The sequence below is a fragment of the Pseudomonas sp. Tn43 genome, assembly GCF_014192635.1.
Lineage (GTDB): Bacteria > Pseudomonadota > Gammaproteobacteria > Pseudomonadales > Pseudomonadaceae > Aquipseudomonas.
In genome coordinates this window covers 18,459-32,424 of record NZ_JACHYG010000001.1, presented here as the reverse complement: position 1 = coordinate 32,424, position 13,966 = coordinate 18,459, and the positions used below count along the sequence as shown (strand labels likewise).

At 58.4% G+C, this 13,966-nt stretch carries 14 protein-coding genes and 1 pseudogene; 3 read left to right on the top strand and 12 right to left on the bottom strand.

Translation table 11 applies throughout. From position 1 onward, the window contains the following. Positions 1–386: 386 nt before the first annotated feature. The 3 genes from FHW68_RS00160 to FHW68_RS00150 all read right to left on the bottom strand — a co-directional run bounded on the left by FHW68_RS00160 (position 387) and on the right by FHW68_RS00150 (position 3,300). Positions 387–911 (bottom strand): AAA family ATPase, encoded by a 525-nt coding sequence (locus tag FHW68_RS00160; protein ID WP_183678017.1) that lies wholly within the window; start codon positions 909–911, stop codon positions 387–389. Further along, complete coding sequence (gene pnuC, locus FHW68_RS00155) at positions 908–1,471, bottom strand: nicotinamide riboside transporter PnuC (RefSeq protein ID WP_183678015.1); 564 nt, start codon at positions 1,469–1,471, stop codon at positions 908–910. Before pnuC ends, FHW68_RS00160 begins: the two co-directional genes overlap by 4 nt. A gap of 194 nt (positions 1,472–1,665) precedes the next feature. Beyond that, positions 1,666–3,300, bottom strand: a complete 1,635-nt coding sequence (locus tag FHW68_RS00150) for a methyl-accepting chemotaxis protein (RefSeq protein ID WP_183678013.1) — start codon at positions 3,298–3,300, stop codon at positions 1,666–1,668. A gap of 293 nt (positions 3,301–3,593) precedes the next feature. On the opposite strand from FHW68_RS00150, the gene FHW68_RS00145 reads away from it, so the two are divergent. Both FHW68_RS00145 and FHW68_RS00140 read left to right on the top strand, forming a co-directional pair. Next, complete coding sequence (locus FHW68_RS00145) at positions 3,594–4,424, top strand: undecaprenyl-diphosphate phosphatase (RefSeq protein WP_095630516.1); 831 nt, start codon at positions 3,594–3,596, stop codon at positions 4,422–4,424. Beyond that, positions 4,421–4,852 (top strand): DUF1294 domain-containing protein, encoded by a 432-nt coding sequence (locus FHW68_RS00140; protein WP_183678011.1) that lies wholly within the window; start codon positions 4,421–4,423, stop codon positions 4,850–4,852. Before FHW68_RS00145 ends, FHW68_RS00140 begins: the two co-directional genes overlap by 4 nt. A 6-nt stretch (positions 4,853–4,858) precedes the next feature. Here FHW68_RS00140 and FHW68_RS00135 read toward each other — a convergent pair whose 3' ends face one another. Continuing rightward, a complete protein-coding gene (locus tag FHW68_RS00135; RefSeq protein WP_095630514.1) occupies positions 4,859–5,218 on the bottom strand; it encodes an MmcQ/YjbR family DNA-binding protein in 360 nt (119 codons plus the stop codon). Next, positions 5,215–6,123 carry a LysR substrate-binding domain-containing protein gene (locus FHW68_RS00130; RefSeq protein WP_183678009.1) on the bottom strand — a complete coding sequence of 303 codons (909 nt, stop codon included), beginning with the start codon at positions 6,121–6,123 and terminating at the stop codon, positions 5,215–5,217. The genes FHW68_RS00135 and FHW68_RS00130 overlap by 4 nt, the downstream gene beginning before the upstream one ends. A 132-nt stretch (positions 6,124–6,255) precedes the next feature. Here FHW68_RS00130 and FHW68_RS00125 point away from each other — a divergent pair, with 132 nt between their 5' ends. Next, positions 6,256–6,867 (top strand): FMN-dependent NADH-azoreductase, encoded by a 612-nt coding sequence (locus tag FHW68_RS00125; RefSeq protein WP_095630512.1) that lies wholly within the window; start codon positions 6,256–6,258, stop codon positions 6,865–6,867. A 210-nt stretch (positions 6,868–7,077) separates the two neighbouring features. Here FHW68_RS00125 and FHW68_RS00120 read toward each other — a convergent pair whose 3' ends face one another. The 7 genes and pseudogenes from FHW68_RS00120 to FHW68_RS00095 all read right to left on the bottom strand — a co-directional run bounded on the left by FHW68_RS00120 (position 7,078) and on the right by FHW68_RS00095 (position 13,791). Beyond that, on the bottom strand, positions 7,078–8,667 hold the full coding sequence (locus FHW68_RS00120; RefSeq protein ID WP_095630511.1) for an ABC-F family ATPase: 1,590 nt from the start codon (positions 8,665–8,667) through the stop codon (positions 7,078–7,080). A gap of 12 nt (positions 8,668–8,679) precedes the next feature. Beyond that, positions 8,680–8,896: pseudogene (locus FHW68_RS27100) on the bottom strand (site-specific integrase); the annotation flags it as partial. A gap of 38 nt (positions 8,897–8,934) precedes the next feature. Further along, positions 8,935–10,281 carry an OprD family porin gene (locus tag FHW68_RS00115; protein ID WP_183678007.1) on the bottom strand — a complete coding sequence of 449 codons (1,347 nt, stop codon included), beginning with the start codon at positions 10,279–10,281 and terminating at the stop codon, positions 8,935–8,937. 78 nt (positions 10,282–10,359) lie between these two features. Next, a complete protein-coding gene (locus FHW68_RS00110) occupies positions 10,360–11,364 on the bottom strand; it encodes an MBL fold metallo-hydrolase (protein WP_183678005.1) in 1,005 nt (334 codons plus the stop codon). Between the two features lie 70 nt (positions 11,365–11,434). Beyond that, positions 11,435–12,088 (bottom strand): hydrolase, encoded by a 654-nt coding sequence (locus FHW68_RS00105; RefSeq protein WP_095630509.1) that lies wholly within the window; start codon positions 12,086–12,088, stop codon positions 11,435–11,437. A gap of 300 nt (positions 12,089–12,388) precedes the next feature. Next, complete coding sequence (locus FHW68_RS00100; RefSeq protein ID WP_095630527.1) at positions 12,389–12,754, bottom strand: response regulator transcription factor; 366 nt, start codon at positions 12,752–12,754, stop codon at positions 12,389–12,391. A 44-nt stretch (positions 12,755–12,798) separates the two neighbouring features. Next, positions 12,799–13,791, bottom strand: coding sequence for a response regulator (locus FHW68_RS00095; RefSeq protein ID WP_095630508.1), 993 nt, complete (start codon positions 13,789–13,791; stop codon positions 12,799–12,801). Between the last annotated feature and the right edge of the window lie 175 nt (positions 13,792–13,966).

Genomic DNA, 13,966 nt, shown 5'->3' with positions numbered 1-13,966 from the left:
AATTCCTTCTTTTGATGGGGCTGTTCCAATCAACGTTGCGAAGGAGTGAGCGAAAGCTGTGCCGGTTTTTGATTGTTGTTTTGATTCAAAGGGTTATCGATCAACGCTAGCGAATCGATGAAATGATGTTTCAGGTCTGAGACAACCGTTGGGAGGCAATAGTGATAAGAGATTGCAATAGCACTGGATCCAAGCTTTGTGCCAGATGTATCAACGCTCTAACACTTCGCATGACAAGACGGTGACTGGCGTTGAAACGGGTTGTTGGGGAGGGGGCGGTGTTTCAGAAACGGACGTATTTGAAAAATTACTGCAACAAATGCTTGAGGCGTGTGCCAGCCAGTCAAGTCAAGCGCAATCCCTGTGGGAGCGCCGAAATAGAGAGGTCAGCGCCCGAGCAGCAGCGTGACGGCTTGCAGTGCCTGTAACCGGCGTTCGGCCCAATCGCCGTGAAGCACTTGAACAGGTTGTCGATGCTGTTCCAGCCATGCTTGAGTCGCATTGAAAAAAGCCCGACGTTCCTCCAGCTCAGGCTGACACCGCTGACCGTCATCGCTCCAGCCGACCAGTTCGGGCGATAGCAGCAAGTGCAAGTCATAGTGCCGAGCCAGCAGCGCTTGTTCGAGCCAGGCCGGGCAATCGCCAAACAAGGTTTCGCTCCAGAGCATATTGCTCAACAAATGAGTATCGAGGATCAGCAACGACGGCCTCATGGCGCGAGCGTCGTCTTCCCATTGCAGCTGACCGCGGGCGATTTCGGGGATATCGGCCGGGCAGGTGTCTCGCGCTTGCTGCTCAATGAACCAGCGCACGTATTCACCCACCAGAACACCACCGAATTGCTGTTGCAGTTCGGCGGCCAGCCAGCTCTTGCCGCTGGATTCAGGTCCCGTCAGTACCAGAACTTTCATGTGCGCAACGCCGGGTCGGTGCGCCATGTCCGCCAGCCATGCACCGCCAGCAGTGCGAACGCCCCATAAAGACCCGCCGTCAGGTACAGCGCTTTATAGATGAACAGGCCAACAAAAATGATGTCCAGTGCGATCCACAGCGGCCAGCATTGCAGACGTTTTTGCGCCATCCATAACTGCGCCACCAGGCTGAAACCGGTCAGTGCCGCATCGAGCCAGGGTTGCGCGGCATCGGTCCAGTGGGCCATCGCGGCGCCCAGCAGCAAACTGCCGACTGCGCCGACGGCCAGTCCGAGCGCAACGGATTTGCCATCGAGCAGGCTGACATGCCGCTTGCCATGAGTCGCGGTCCCCTGGGTCCACTGCCACCAGCCGTAGATCTGCAAACCGGCGTAGATCACTTGCAGCAGCATGTCCGAATACAGTTTCACTTCGAAAAAGATCCAGCTATACAGCAGCACCATGACCAGCCCGATCGGCCAGCACCAGGGATTCTGTTTGACCGTCAACCAGACGGCAATCACGCCGAGGGCGGCAGCAAACAGTTCAAGCCCGGACATGGAGGTTCCTTGGTGTCGTGAAAATGAGGGGGAGCGAATTGTACCCGGATTGTGGGGAATGGGGGACTTGCCCCCTGTAGGAGCGAGGCTTGCCCGCGAAGAACGATGACGCGAAGTATCAAAAAAACCGTGGTGCGTTGTTCGCGGGCAAGCCTCGCTCCTACAAGGGAGGCAATGCCGGGCGCACAGAAGAGTTACACCCGAAACTGCTTGAGCAACCCGTTCAACTGTTCGCTCAACTCCTTGAGATGAACGCTGGACACGCTCGACTGCTCAGCCGCCAGTGCCGTGCTGTGGGACAAGCCTGCGGCCTGGGTTACGTTCTGGTTGATGTCCTCCACCACGTGGGCCTGTTGCAATGTTGCGCTGGCAATCGACGCATTCAAGCCATTGAGATTGCGCAAGGCCTGGCCAATGGCATTCAGGCTGGCACCGGCCAGGCCGGCCTGTTCGATGGTCAGTTGCGAGGCACGGCTGCTGTCGCCAATCACCTTGACCGCCGCTTCGGAATGGCTTTGCAGGCGTTCGATCATCGACTGGATTTCCGCCGTCGATTTCTGAGTACGCTGGGCCAACAGGCGCACTTCATCGGCGACCACCGCAAACCCGCGTCCTTGCTCTCCGGCCCGGGCGGCTTCGATGGCGGCGTTGAGGGCCAGCAGGTTGGTTTGCTCGGCGATGGAGCGAATCACTTCCAGAACGCTGCCGATTTGCGTGCTTTCGGCGGCCAGCGTACGAATCACTTCGACGGCTTGATCGATGGTCGACGACAGCTGGTCGATCTGCTGCAAGCTGCCATCGATATTGACCTGGCCCTGTTGCGCCTGAGACTCGGCATTGCGCATTTCACTGGCTGCGTGTTCGGCGTTCTTGGCCACATCCTGCACGCCGTAGGTCACTTCGTTAATCGCGGTCGCCACCAGTTCCATCTGCTGCGACTGTTGCTGGCTGCGTTGCCGGGCTTGCGCGGCATCGTTGCCCAGTTCATTGGAAGACTGGCCCAGCGCACCGGCGGACACTTGCAGCTGACAGATCACCACACGCAGTTTGGCGGTAAAGGCGTTGAAATGCCGGGCCAATTGCGTGACTTCGTCCTGGCCGTGGGTATCGAGGCTGCGGGTCAGGTCGCTTTCACCGCTGGCGATATTGGCCATGGCGTTCACGGTTTCCTGGAGCGGACGCACGATGCTGCGGGCAATCATGATCACCAGCAGGGCCATGATCAGGGCAATCACCAGCCCCACGAAAGAGGCCTTCCAGACTTGGCCATGAAATTCGGCCTGCATGTCATCAATGTACACGCCGGACCCGATCACCCAACCCCAGGGCTCGAACAGTTTCACGTAGGAGGTTTTTTCCACCGGTGCGCTGGCGCCCGGTTTTGGCCAACGATAGTCGACCATGCCGGCACCCTTGGCCTTGGCGATGGCGACCATCTCGTTGAACAGTGCGAAACCGTCGGGGTCGCGGATCGTCGAGAGATTCTGGCCATCAAGTTTGGGATTGGTCGGGTGCATGATCATGACGGGCGTCAGATCGTTGATCCAGAAATAGTCATTCTGGTCGTAGCGCAAACCGCGCACGGTATTCAGTGCCTGCTTTTGCGCGGCATCGCGGGTGAGCGTGCCGGCAGTTTCCAGGCCGTGGTAATAGGTGAGGATGCCACTGGCGGTCTGCACCACATGTTGAGTCTTTTGGGCCTTGGCCTGATAGAGGTCGTCGTGAATCTGCTTGAGCATCAACACGCCCAACGTCAATAGCATCACCACGGCCACGATCAAGATGAGCCACAGGCGTCGGCTGATCGACACATTGCGCAAGCTGTTCATAACGCGGTTACTCCGGTTTCTTGTTCTTGTCATAAACGATCGCCAGCATCCAGCCACACTTTGCCGACCGGGCCCATGCGACTCAGGTCCTATTACGCGGCAGCGTAAATGAGGCGTGTCTGATAGGATTTCGGCCCCGCACTGAAAAACCTGAGCCCAAGTCTTTTTTTCACGCCATTTTTACCGATTTGCGTGGAGCTTGTGCGCGCGGGGATTCAGCTACGGTTGAGCGCAGTTAACGTTTATAAATTATTGACGGAGCATGCCTGGGGGCATTGTTTCTTGGGGGATTGATGGATCTTTGGACGGCCTTTCAGGCATTGATTTTAGGCGTGGTAGAAGGGCTGACGGAGTTCTTGCCCATTTCCAGTACCGGGCACCAGATCATTGTGGCGGATTTGCTCGGTTTCGGCGGCGAGCGCGCCATGGCCTTCAACATTATCATTCAGCTCGGCGCGATCCTGGCGGTGGTCTGGCAGTTTCGCCGCAAGATCTTCGACGTGGTCATTGGCTTGCCGACGCAGCCCGGCGCTCGGCGTTTTACCGCGAACCTGTTAATCGCTTTCCTGCCGGCGGTGGTGTTGGGGGTGATTTTCGCCGATCTGATCCACGAGTACCTGTTCAACCCGATTACCGTGGCCAGCGCATTGGTCGTGGGCGGGGTTGTGATGTTGTGGGCCGAACGTCGCCAGCATGAAGTGCATGCTGAAAGCGTCGATGACATAACCTGGAAAGACGCGCTCAAAGTCGGCTTCGCCCAGTGCCTGGCGATGATTCCCGGAACCTCGCGTTCCGGCTCGACGATCATCGGTGGTTTGCTGTTCGGGTTGTCGCGCAAAACGGCCACCGAGTTCTCGTTCTTCCTGGCCATGCCAACGATGGTCGGCGCGGCGGTGTACTCGGGTTACAAATACCGCGACCTGTTTGTGCCGGCTGATTTTCCGGTATTCGCCATCGGGTTCGTCACGGCCTTTATCTGCGCGATGATTGCTGTCCGGGGGCTGCTGATCTTCATTGCCAGCCACAGTTACGCGACATTCGCCTGGTATCGCATTGCGTTCGGCCTGCTGATCCTGGCCACCTGGCAATTCGGTTGGGTCGACTGGACCGCGGTCAAGCCATGAGCGATTCCAATGCGCGCAACAATAACCGCGGGCGCAAGCCCGCAGGCGCCGTTCAGCACCTGCGGCTGAAACTGCTGGTGTTCGTTGTGCTGTGTGCAGTGCCGTTGTTTGGTGCGGTGTCGATGTGGCTGCGCGGGGTGTCGGTGATTCCCCTGGTGGCCTACGGCATGGTCAGCGTGCTGGCGTTTTTCCTGTACTGGAGCGACAAGCGCAAGGCCCGCGTCGACCATTGGCGCACGCCGGAGAACGTCTTGCACGCGGTGGAGCTGGCGGGTGGTTGGCCGGGCGCTTTGCTGGCCCAGCAAGCGTTTCGGCACAAGACCCGCAAAATCTCGTTTCAGGTGGTGTTCTGGCTCATCGTGCTGATGCATCAAGTGTTCTGGATCGATCAGTTGTTTCTGGGCGCTAACCTGTTTGCGTTGCCTTAAAGCGCTTTAAAGCAGCAAGCCGACCTGCGTGCGCTTGGGCAACTTGCTCACCACCAATTGGTGGGAGCGTTGCAGCAAGCCTTGCAGTTCTTCGGTGCCCAGCGGGTAGGGCGTTTCCATGATGATCCACTGGGCCCGGGCCAGATACGGCGCCGGGTGAATGCCCGGCCGGTCGCAATGGCCAAGGAACAGGTCTTTGTCGACCTTGAAAGCCAGGGACTGCCCCCGCAGGTTCTGCAAGGCAAACATCTTGTTCCCGGCAATCGAAAACACCCGCACGCCACCCCACTTGTAATCTTCCCGCGCACCGGGCAACGCCAGGCAGTATTGCGCGACATCCTCTTCGCTCATTCGTCCCGCTTTCATAACAGTCTGTCCCCGCAAACATTGAATGATTCGATCAAATGGTCAATCCATGCACGCACCGCCGGCATCACCCCGCGTCGATGAGGGTAGACGGCTTGCAGCCAGCCGCCCGGCAATGACCAGTCGGGCAATAGTTGCACCAGCGAACCGTTTTCCAGCTCTTGCTCGCAATACATCATTGGCAGCAGAGTAAAGCCCTGGCCACTGAGGGTGCAGGCTTTGCGCACGATGAAATCTTCGCAGCCCAAACGTGCCTCGAGGTTCAGGTCGTAGCTTTTGCCCTGTTGATCAAGCATACGGATGTGCACCATGCGATCGGCCTCCAGAGCGCCGAGCACGGGCAGGTTTTTCAGGTCTTCGGGATGATTGATTTCATGGCCCCGCAAAAATGCCGGGCTGGCAACCATCAGCATCTGGGCCTGACGCAGGCGACGGGTCACCAGCAATGGATCTTCATCACCCAGATCCCGCACTCTCAAGGCAACGTCGACGCCCTCGTTGATCAGGTCAACCCGACGGTTGAGCAGCATGACTTCCAGTTGAACCTGGGGAAATTTCTCCAGGAAGTGACTGATGACTTCAGGCAGCATTTCGTGGGCCAACCCTACGGGGCAGGACACTCGCAAGCGCCCCCGGGGTTCGCTGGACATGCTGGCCACCGCTTCGTCGGCCATTTCGGCTTCCAGCAGCATCGCCTGACAATGGCGCAAGTAACGCTCGCCCACGGCGGTGAGGTTGAGTTGGCGGGTGGTGCGTTGCAGCAGGCGTGCGCCCAGGCGCTCTTCCAGCTCAGCGATGCGCCGCGACAATCGCGACTTGGGAATCCCCAGCAAACGCCCCGCTGCAGCAAAGCCACCGGCTTCGACCACCTTGGCGAAATAGTAGAGGTCGTTGAGATCTTGCATCGAATGAATACTCGACTGTTCTATCAATGGGACGAACTATCGCATTAATACCGACTAATCAGCCATTGGTTTCGTCGATAGGATTGTCTCCATCAGATCGCCCGGTGGCGATCCTTACTTTGGAGATCCCACATGAAATTACTGCATATCGATTCGAGCATTCTGGGTGACAACTCGGCTTCCCGTCAGTTGAGCGGCGAAGTCGTCAAAACCTGGCAAGCTGCCGAGCCTGGCGTTGTGGTGACTTACCGCGACCTGGCCGCTGATGCCATCAGCCATTTCTCCGCCAGTACCCTGGTCGCCGCCGGCACTGCCGCAGAGCTGCGCAACGCCGCGCAACAACACGAAGCCGATCTGAGCGCGCAGGCCCTGGCCGAATTCATCGCCGCCGATGCCGTGGTGATTGCCGCGCCGATGTACAACTTCACCATCCCGACCCAACTCAAGGCCTGGATCGACCGCATCGCCGTGGCCGGTCAGACTTTCCGCTACACCGAAGCCGGCCCTGAAGGTTTGTGCGGCGGCAAGAAAGTCGTGATCGTTTCCACCTCTGGTGGTCTGCATGTCGGTCAGGCTACCGGTGTTGCGCACGAAGATTATCTGAAAGTGCTGTTCGGCTTCCTGGGCATCACCGACATCGAGTTCGTACGCGCCCATGGCCTGGCCTACGGTGATGAAGTGCGCACCAAAGCCATGAGCGACGCTCAGGCACACATCAGCGAGCAACTGTTCGCTGCTGCGTAAGGTTTGCGCAAAGTCGTAAACAGCCTCGGGCAATACCGCTGAAACTCTGTATTCTGGTCATCGTGATGGCCAGGTACGGAGTTTTTTGTTTCTGGCGTTATCGTGGGAGCGAGCTTGCTCGCGATGGTCTCAGCACCAAGATCCTTTGGACCTGAAATGCAAAAGCCCCGTCACCAGGACAGGGCTTTTCCATTGAAGCTTGCAGGCGTCTTACATCAAAACACCCTGACTACGCAGGTAGTCATCATAGGTGCCGCTGAAGTCGGTCACGCCATCGGCGCTCAACTCGATGATGCGGGTGGCCAGGGACGATACGAACTCACGGTCGTGGCTGACGAAGATCAACGTGCCCGGGTAGTTCTCCAGCGCCAGGTTCAGCGCCTCGATGGATTCCATGTCCAAGTGGTTGGTCGGTTCGTCCATCACCAGCACGTTCGGCTTTTGCAGGATCAGCTTGCCGAACAGCATGCGACCTTGCTCCCCGCCGGAGATGACCTTGACCGACTTGAGGATCTCGTCGTTGGAGAACAGCATCCGGCCAAGGGTGCCGCGAACCAGTTGCTCACCGCCCTGGGTCCACTGGCCCATCCAGTCGAACAGGTTGCAGTCGTCTTCGAAGTCATGGGCGTGGTCCTGGGCGTAGTAGCCCAGTTCCGCGGCGTCGGTCCACTTCACGGTACCGGCATCCGGAGTCAATTCGTTGACCAGGGTGCGCAGCAGGGTGGTTTTGCCGATACCGTTCGGGCCGATGATCGCCACGCGCTCGCCGGCTTCAACCTGGAAGCTGAAGTCCTTGAACAGCGGCTTGCCGTCAAAGCCTTTGGCCATACCCTCGACGATGACCGCCTGACGGTGCAGCTTCTTGGTTTGTTCGAAACGGATGAACGGGCTCACACGGCTCGAAGGCTTGACTTCGGCCAGCTGGATCTTGTCGATCGCCTTGGCGCGAGAGGTCGCTTGCTTGGCTTTCGAGGCGTTGGCCGAGAAGCGGCTGACGAACGATTGCAGCTCGGAAATCTGCGCCTTCTTCTTGGCGTTGTCCGACAGCAGTTGCTCGCGGGACTGGGTCGCCACCGTCATGTATTCGTCGTAGTTGCCCGGGAACAGGCGCAGTTCGCCGTAGTCCAGGTCAGCCATGTGGGTGCACACACTGTTCAGGAAGTGACGGTCGTGGGAGATGATGATCATCAGGCTGGAGCGCTGGGTCAGGATGTTTTCCAGCCAGCGGATGGTATTGATGTCCAGGTGGTTGGTCGGTTCGTCGAGCAACAGCACTTCAGGATCGGAGAACAGCGCCTGCGCCAGCAATACGCGCAGTTTCCAGCCCGGCGACACTTCGCTCATCGGGCCGAAATGCTGCTCGATGCCGATACCCAGACCCAGCAGCAATTCACCGGCGCGGGATTCGGCGGTGTAGCCGTCCATTTCGGCGAATTCGGTTTCCAGCTCGGCCACGGCCATGCCGTCTTCTTCGGTCATTTCCGGCAGCGAGTAGATGCGGTCGCGTTCGGCCTTGACCTTCCACAGCTCTTCGTGGCCCATGATCACCGTATCGATCACGGTAAATTCTTCGTAGGCGAATTGATCCTGGCGCAGTTTACCCAGACGCACGTTCGGCTCGAGCATGACCTGGCCGCCGGACGGCTCGAGGTCGCCACCGAGGATTTTCATGAAGGTCGACTTGCCGCAACCGTTGGCGCCGATCAGGCCGTAGCGGTTGCCAGCGCCGAATTTGACCGAAACGTTTTCGAATAGCGGCTTGGCGCCGAACTGCATCGTGATGTTAGCTGTGGAGATCAATTACCTTACCTATCAATGGGTTAGAGCTGGTCGTTTTTGCTTGATACCGATTTTGATACCAATCTGGAGCTTTTCCAGCTCCCCCAGTCTGAGCTTGAGTTGAGCCAACGCGCATACGTCGTCAGCAACCTTTGGACGCTGTGGCCAAGTTGCTGAGCGATGAATGCGGGTTCATGTTGGACATTAAGCACATTGTCGCATAAGTATGACGGCAGTTGTACGGCAGCCGATAAGGGCTCCCTTAATGTCGCCTGATACCTTGAAGGCTCAAAGCGATCCCGGCTTGAGTGGGTACTCGATAACCACATAAACCCGATCGATGTCATCGCCGGCCTGAGCGCTGTTTGCTCGATGCGTCACATGGGACAGTTGCACGGACAAGTCCTTGACCGGGCCTGACGGTACGATGTAGCGCAGGTCTATATCGCGTTCCCAATGCCGGCCGCCATCTCCTTGTTGGGGCTGGTAATCGCCAGTGGACGAGTCGAACGGGTGATAGGCACCGCCCTTGGGGGCGCGGGTGCCGTCGATACCACGCCCGGTCACGTAGCGGGTCATGAACTTCAAGCCGGGCAGGCCGAAAGTGCCGAGGTCGAAGTCGTAGCGCACCTGCCAGGAATGTTCATGGGGGCCGTTGAAATCAGCGTACTTGATCGAGTTGGCCAGGTAGATGGAATCACCGCCGACGAAGTCGAAGGGGGTGTCGCCGTTGATTTTCTGATAGGCGAGGGTGAAGGCTTGGCCTGCGGTGGTGTATTTGCCCGACAGGCTGTAGGCCGTGTTATCGATTGCCCCTGCCACAGCCTCGCCATCGTCCTGAGTGCGGTAAAGATTGCCGTCGAGGAAAAAACCGGACTGTTTCAGGTGCAGGTTGGCGTAGTACTGACGCCAGGTGTCGCTCAGTGCCGAGGCATAAAAGGCGCCGCCCACGGGGCGATCTTCGAACAGGTTGGCCCCGATAAAATCGATGCCTCCCGTAGCGGTGCTCACGCCGTAGCCGGAAAAGTCGCCCTTGCTGGTGGACGCATCCATATTCTTGAACGCAGTGAAGTGACCGGCCACCAGATGCACGTCATCGATTTCACGGCTGTCGATCAACAAGCCCGTGGCGTATTCAGGTTGCAGGCGTTTGTCCGCCGTATCGAACACCGGAGTTTCCACGGTCATTTCACCGAACGCCAGGAGGGTGCGAGAGGCTCGCAACTTCAAGGCTCCACCACCACTGGAGTAGTTGTGTTCACTGCGCCCGTCATGATCCAGAGGCAACAATCCCGTTCCGGAATGCCCCTTGCCGCCGTCCAGTTTCAAGCCGAGAAATCCATGGGCGTCGATACCCATCCCAATCATGCCGGGAGTGAACCCGGATTCAAACGATACGATGAAACCCTGAGCCCATTCCTGTTTGTAACTCTTGTCTGCCGGCGAGGGCGATCGGTAGTCATTGTTGAGGTAAAAGTTTCGGCTGAGCACCTCAAGCGTCGACCCTGCCAGCAAACCTTGTGCGGTGGGTACAGGCTCGGCGGCGATCGCGGTTGCGGCTGTGCCCGTGAGCAACATGACCCACCAGAAGGGCGCCCGGGGGCCGGTCGCGTTGAGGTCTTTGGATGCATACATCAGCACTGCACACGAACCTTTATAGGCAGGCGGGAGTGGGAACTCCCGCGGTGAAGTCGGATTATGTCCAGGGTGTGATCACTGGATCAGCGGAACATTTTTCGGTCGCTGGTAAGGGCCGTATTCGACGGGCACCCAGGCGAAGGCTTTTTCGCGACTGCTGATATGCCCGATACCAGGGAAGGGCAAATGAGCACCGGCAACCCAGGTACGGTCATGAGCGACCTGTTTGAACAGTTTTTCGCGCGTCACGATGGCCTGTTTACCCAGGACATCGAAGCCGATGCTCACTTCCGGATGCTGGAACTGCACGGCGAAGCTGTGCACCAGGTCACCCATGAACACAATGCTCTGACCGTTGGAGCTGAACGTGTAACCACTGCTGCCGGGTGTATGGCCGGGCAGGCTGACCGCGGTCACGCCGGGCACCAGCGACTGCTCGGGGGGGAAGGTTTTGAACCGTTGGACGGCGACATAGGGGGCCACCGATTTACGGGCGATCTCGAAGTAGCCACGGGCGTCTTTTGGGGCCTTGTCCAGGTTTTCCTGGCTGAGCCAGTAATCGGCCTCCAGTTTCGCTACGTAGACGGTGGCGTTGGCGAACACCGGCTCGCCCTTGGCATTGGTCAGGCCGCAGACATGATCGACATGCATGTGGGTGAGCAACACGGTATCCACCTGCTCAGGTTGGTAACCGGCCGCGCGGATGTTATCGGGCAGCCAGCCCGCGGTTTCGCCGAAACAGGCACCGGCACCGGCATCCACCAGCACCAGGTTTTTACCGGTGTTGATCAGGAATGCGTTGAACGCGGTCGGCATGCCTGGGGTAAAAATGAACTTGCGTTCGAGCATGGCGCGAATGTCTTTCTGCGAAAGGCCTTTGAGCAGCGTCGGCCCGAGGTCGCTGTAGCCATCGAACAATGCGGTGACTTCGTATTCACCCACCGCCAGGCGCTGATAACCAGGGGCCTGGGTTTGCACTGGCGGCGGTGGCGCCGCCTGGGCTTGATTGCCTGCAAGCGTAAGACTCAGGGCGATCAGTGAGCCCTTGAAGCAGGAGGGAAGGTGCTGGAGGAGACTCATGGCTTGCGTCCTGGTTGCAATAAGAAAGGCGTGAAAAGCGGCTACGCCTGTGCGCAGCCGCTGTCATTGCTTAATGGCCTTCAGAGGCCTGGAACATGGTTTTGGCGTAGATCAGCCCCAGGCCATAGGCGCCGCCATTGGCGATCGAGGTCTTGACGGTTTCCTCGTAGGTTTCGCTGCGAGCCCAGTCACGTTGCAACTCCAGCAGGTATTGCAGTGCTGTCATCGGGCGAGCGCCGAGCTGGATCATGCGTTGCACGGCCATTTCATGGGCTTCGATGGAGACATCGCCACAGGCATCGGCGATGAAGTACACCTCAAAGCCTTGATCGATAGCTGACAGCGCCGGGCCGACGATGCACACGGAGGTCCACAGACCGGCGAGGACGATTTTCTGTTTGCCGAAGGCGTTGACTTCAACGGCGATGCGTTCGTCTTCCCAGGTGTTCATGCTGGTGCGGTCGATCACCTTGTGGTCCGGAAATACGGACTTGATCTCGTCGAAGATCGGGCCAGAGAAGCTTTTTTCGGCGACGGTGGTGAGGATGGTCGATACCTCGAAGCCCCGGGCCGCCTTGGCTACCAGCGCGGCGTTGTTACGCAGGGTGACGGCATCGATCGACTTGGTCGCAAAGGACATCTGCGACTGATGATCGATCATGATCAACGTATGGTCAGTTGGGGTAAGAAGGGTTTTGCCTGGAGCTGCTTTTGCGAGGGCCATGATAGTTTTCCTTGGGTATTGAGTGAGGACTAGTCGGGTTGCTCGACGGCGAGTGCCGTTGGGCTGATAAAAAAGTCATCGGGTTGGAATCAGTAGTCGAGGGTATGGTCAGGCATTCCACTGGCCCGCGATTGAACAGGTGTGCTGTGGTTTGGGGTATGTGTGCGATAGCGTGCGGTTTTCGCGACAGGAATGCGGAACACGTATCGGATGACGGCCGTTATGGCGTCACTTGGCGACTGTATGTCGAACTGACCTGGCGGGTCCCGGTGCTTGCTGCACAGACGTGAAAACCCGGGCTCAGTGCCGGGGTTGGAGGGCGATCTCGACAGCGGTCAATAACGCATCGCCGGTAAAGGGTTTGCGCAGACATTCACTGGCGCCGTAGCGGCTGGATTCAATCAGGGTCGCTTCATCCCAGTAGGCCGACATGCATATCACCGGAAACTTTATGTCCAGGTGGGCAAGCGCTTGCATGACGTCTATTCCGCTAAGGCCCTTCATTTTCAGATCCAGCAGCAGACAGGCGACGTCATCGAAGTTTTCGAGAGCCAGGAATTCCTCACCCGAAGCGAATACCCGAGAGCGGTAGCCCGCTGACCGGAGCAGATTGGCCAGGCTTCTGCGCACAGACGTGTCATCGTCCACGATGCAGACGATGGTCATGGCATTGCCGGGCAGTGCGGGGGCGGCGCCGCCAGTGCCGATAGTCATGAAGAACCTTGCATGGCTGGCGCCGGCTCCGCGCTGATCAGGCCATACAGGCTGACCAGACTGACCAGAGAACGCGTTTGCATCTTCTCCATGATGTGTTTGCGGTGGACCTTGGCGGTGATTTCACTGGTGCCTAGCCGGTTGGCGATGTGCTTGTTGGACAGCCCGGCGACGATTAGCGGCAGCACTTCGCGCTCACGGGGTGTCAACAGGACCGCCCTTTGACGGGCGCTCTGAATGCGTTGCCACTGCACGAACGCCGTCGCTGCACGCTGACGGGTGGTGCGCAGGATGTCCAGCAACTGATCGTCATTAAAAGGTTTGGTCAGGAATTCCACCGCTCCCGCTTTCATGGCTTGCACCGACATTGGGATGGTGCCGAAACCGGTCATGAAAATGACCGGCCATGGATGCCCGCGTTGTCCGAGCGTCGATTGCAGTTCCAGCCCTGTCGCCTCGGGCAGGCTTATGTCCAGCAACAGGCAAGCGGGGCCGATGCCAAGATCAGCACCAAGCAACTCCTCCGCCGAGGCAAATATGCGGTGCGCGATGCCTTCTGCGCGCAGCAATCGACTGAGCGCTGTGCGCACGGAGGCTTCATCGTCCACGATGAACACCGGCACGCTGTCAGGATCGATCGCCTCCTGATCTTGAGGCGCCAAGGGGCCCGGAACCATCGGATGGAACGAGGGCAGGGGCGGTTCACGTTCTTTCAATAATCGGTAACCTCGGCGCGGGACCGTCTGGATGAGTTGTTTTTCTCCGAGCAATTTGCGCAGCGAAGAAATCTGCACCTGCAGATTATTTTCCTCAACGATGGTGTTGGGCCAGACTTGGGTGATCAATTCGTCTTTACTGACGATCCGGCCATCGGCCTGCATTAGCACGGAGAGAATTTCGAACGCCCGGCCCCCGACACGCAATGGCTGTCCATCACGAAAGGCTTCGCGCCGTTCCAGGGAAATAGTGGCTTGGCCGAGTCGGATCATGCGTTTCTCTGCGCTGCGTTGGGAAAGATGATAGGGACACTTCGGTTCATCAGGTTTACACGCTAGGGGACGGCCCGACATATTGCAATTATCCCGAGGGATAACACGCGTGATTTTCAGGTGCGAAAACCGCCGGCGCAGGGCCTCTCAACGGCCATCATGATGCCGGTTACGG

What these genes read in the sequence shown, in the direction of transcription:
- FHW68_RS00160 (WP_183678017.1), bottom strand. Translation starts at nt 911, where the DNA reads ATGAAAGTTCTGGTACTGACGGGACCTGAATCCAGCGGCAAGAGCTGG.
- pnuC (WP_183678015.1), bottom strand. Translation starts at nt 1,471, where the DNA reads ATGTCCGGGCTTGAACTGTTTGCTGCCGCCCTCGGCGTGATTGCCGTC.
- FHW68_RS00150 (WP_183678013.1), bottom strand. Translation starts at nt 3,300, where the DNA reads ATGAACAGCTTGCGCAATGTGTCGATCAGCCGACGCCTGTGGCTCATC.
- FHW68_RS00145 (WP_095630516.1), top strand. Translation starts at nt 3,594, where the DNA reads ATGGATCTTTGGACGGCCTTTCAGGCATTGATTTTAGGCGTGGTAGAA.
- FHW68_RS00140 (WP_183678011.1), top strand. Translation starts at nt 4,421, where the DNA reads ATGAGCGATTCCAATGCGCGCAACAATAACCGCGGGCGCAAGCCCGCA.
- FHW68_RS00135 (WP_095630514.1), bottom strand. Translation starts at nt 5,218, where the DNA reads ATGAAAGCGGGACGAATGAGCGAAGAGGATGTCGCGCAATACTGCCTG.
- FHW68_RS00130 (WP_183678009.1), bottom strand. Translation starts at nt 6,123, where the DNA reads ATGCAAGATCTCAACGACCTCTACTATTTCGCCAAGGTGGTCGAAGCC.
- FHW68_RS00125 (WP_095630512.1), top strand. Translation starts at nt 6,256, where the DNA reads ATGAAATTACTGCATATCGATTCGAGCATTCTGGGTGACAACTCGGCT.
- FHW68_RS00115 (WP_183678007.1), bottom strand. Translation starts at nt 10,281, where the DNA reads ATGTATGCATCCAAAGACCTCAACGCGACCGGCCCCCGGGCGCCCTTC.
- FHW68_RS00110 (WP_183678005.1), bottom strand. Translation starts at nt 11,364, where the DNA reads ATGAGTCTCCTCCAGCACCTTCCCTCCTGCTTCAAGGGCTCACTGATC.
- FHW68_RS00105 (WP_095630509.1), bottom strand. Translation starts at nt 12,088, where the DNA reads ATGGCCCTCGCAAAAGCAGCTCCAGGCAAAACCCTTCTTACCCCAACT.
- FHW68_RS00100 (WP_095630527.1), bottom strand. Translation starts at nt 12,754, where the DNA reads ATGACCATCGTCTGCATCGTGGACGATGACACGTCTGTGCGCAGAAGC.
- FHW68_RS00095 (WP_095630508.1), bottom strand. Translation starts at nt 13,791, where the DNA reads ATGATCCGACTCGGCCAAGCCACTATTTCCCTGGAACGGCGCGAAGCC.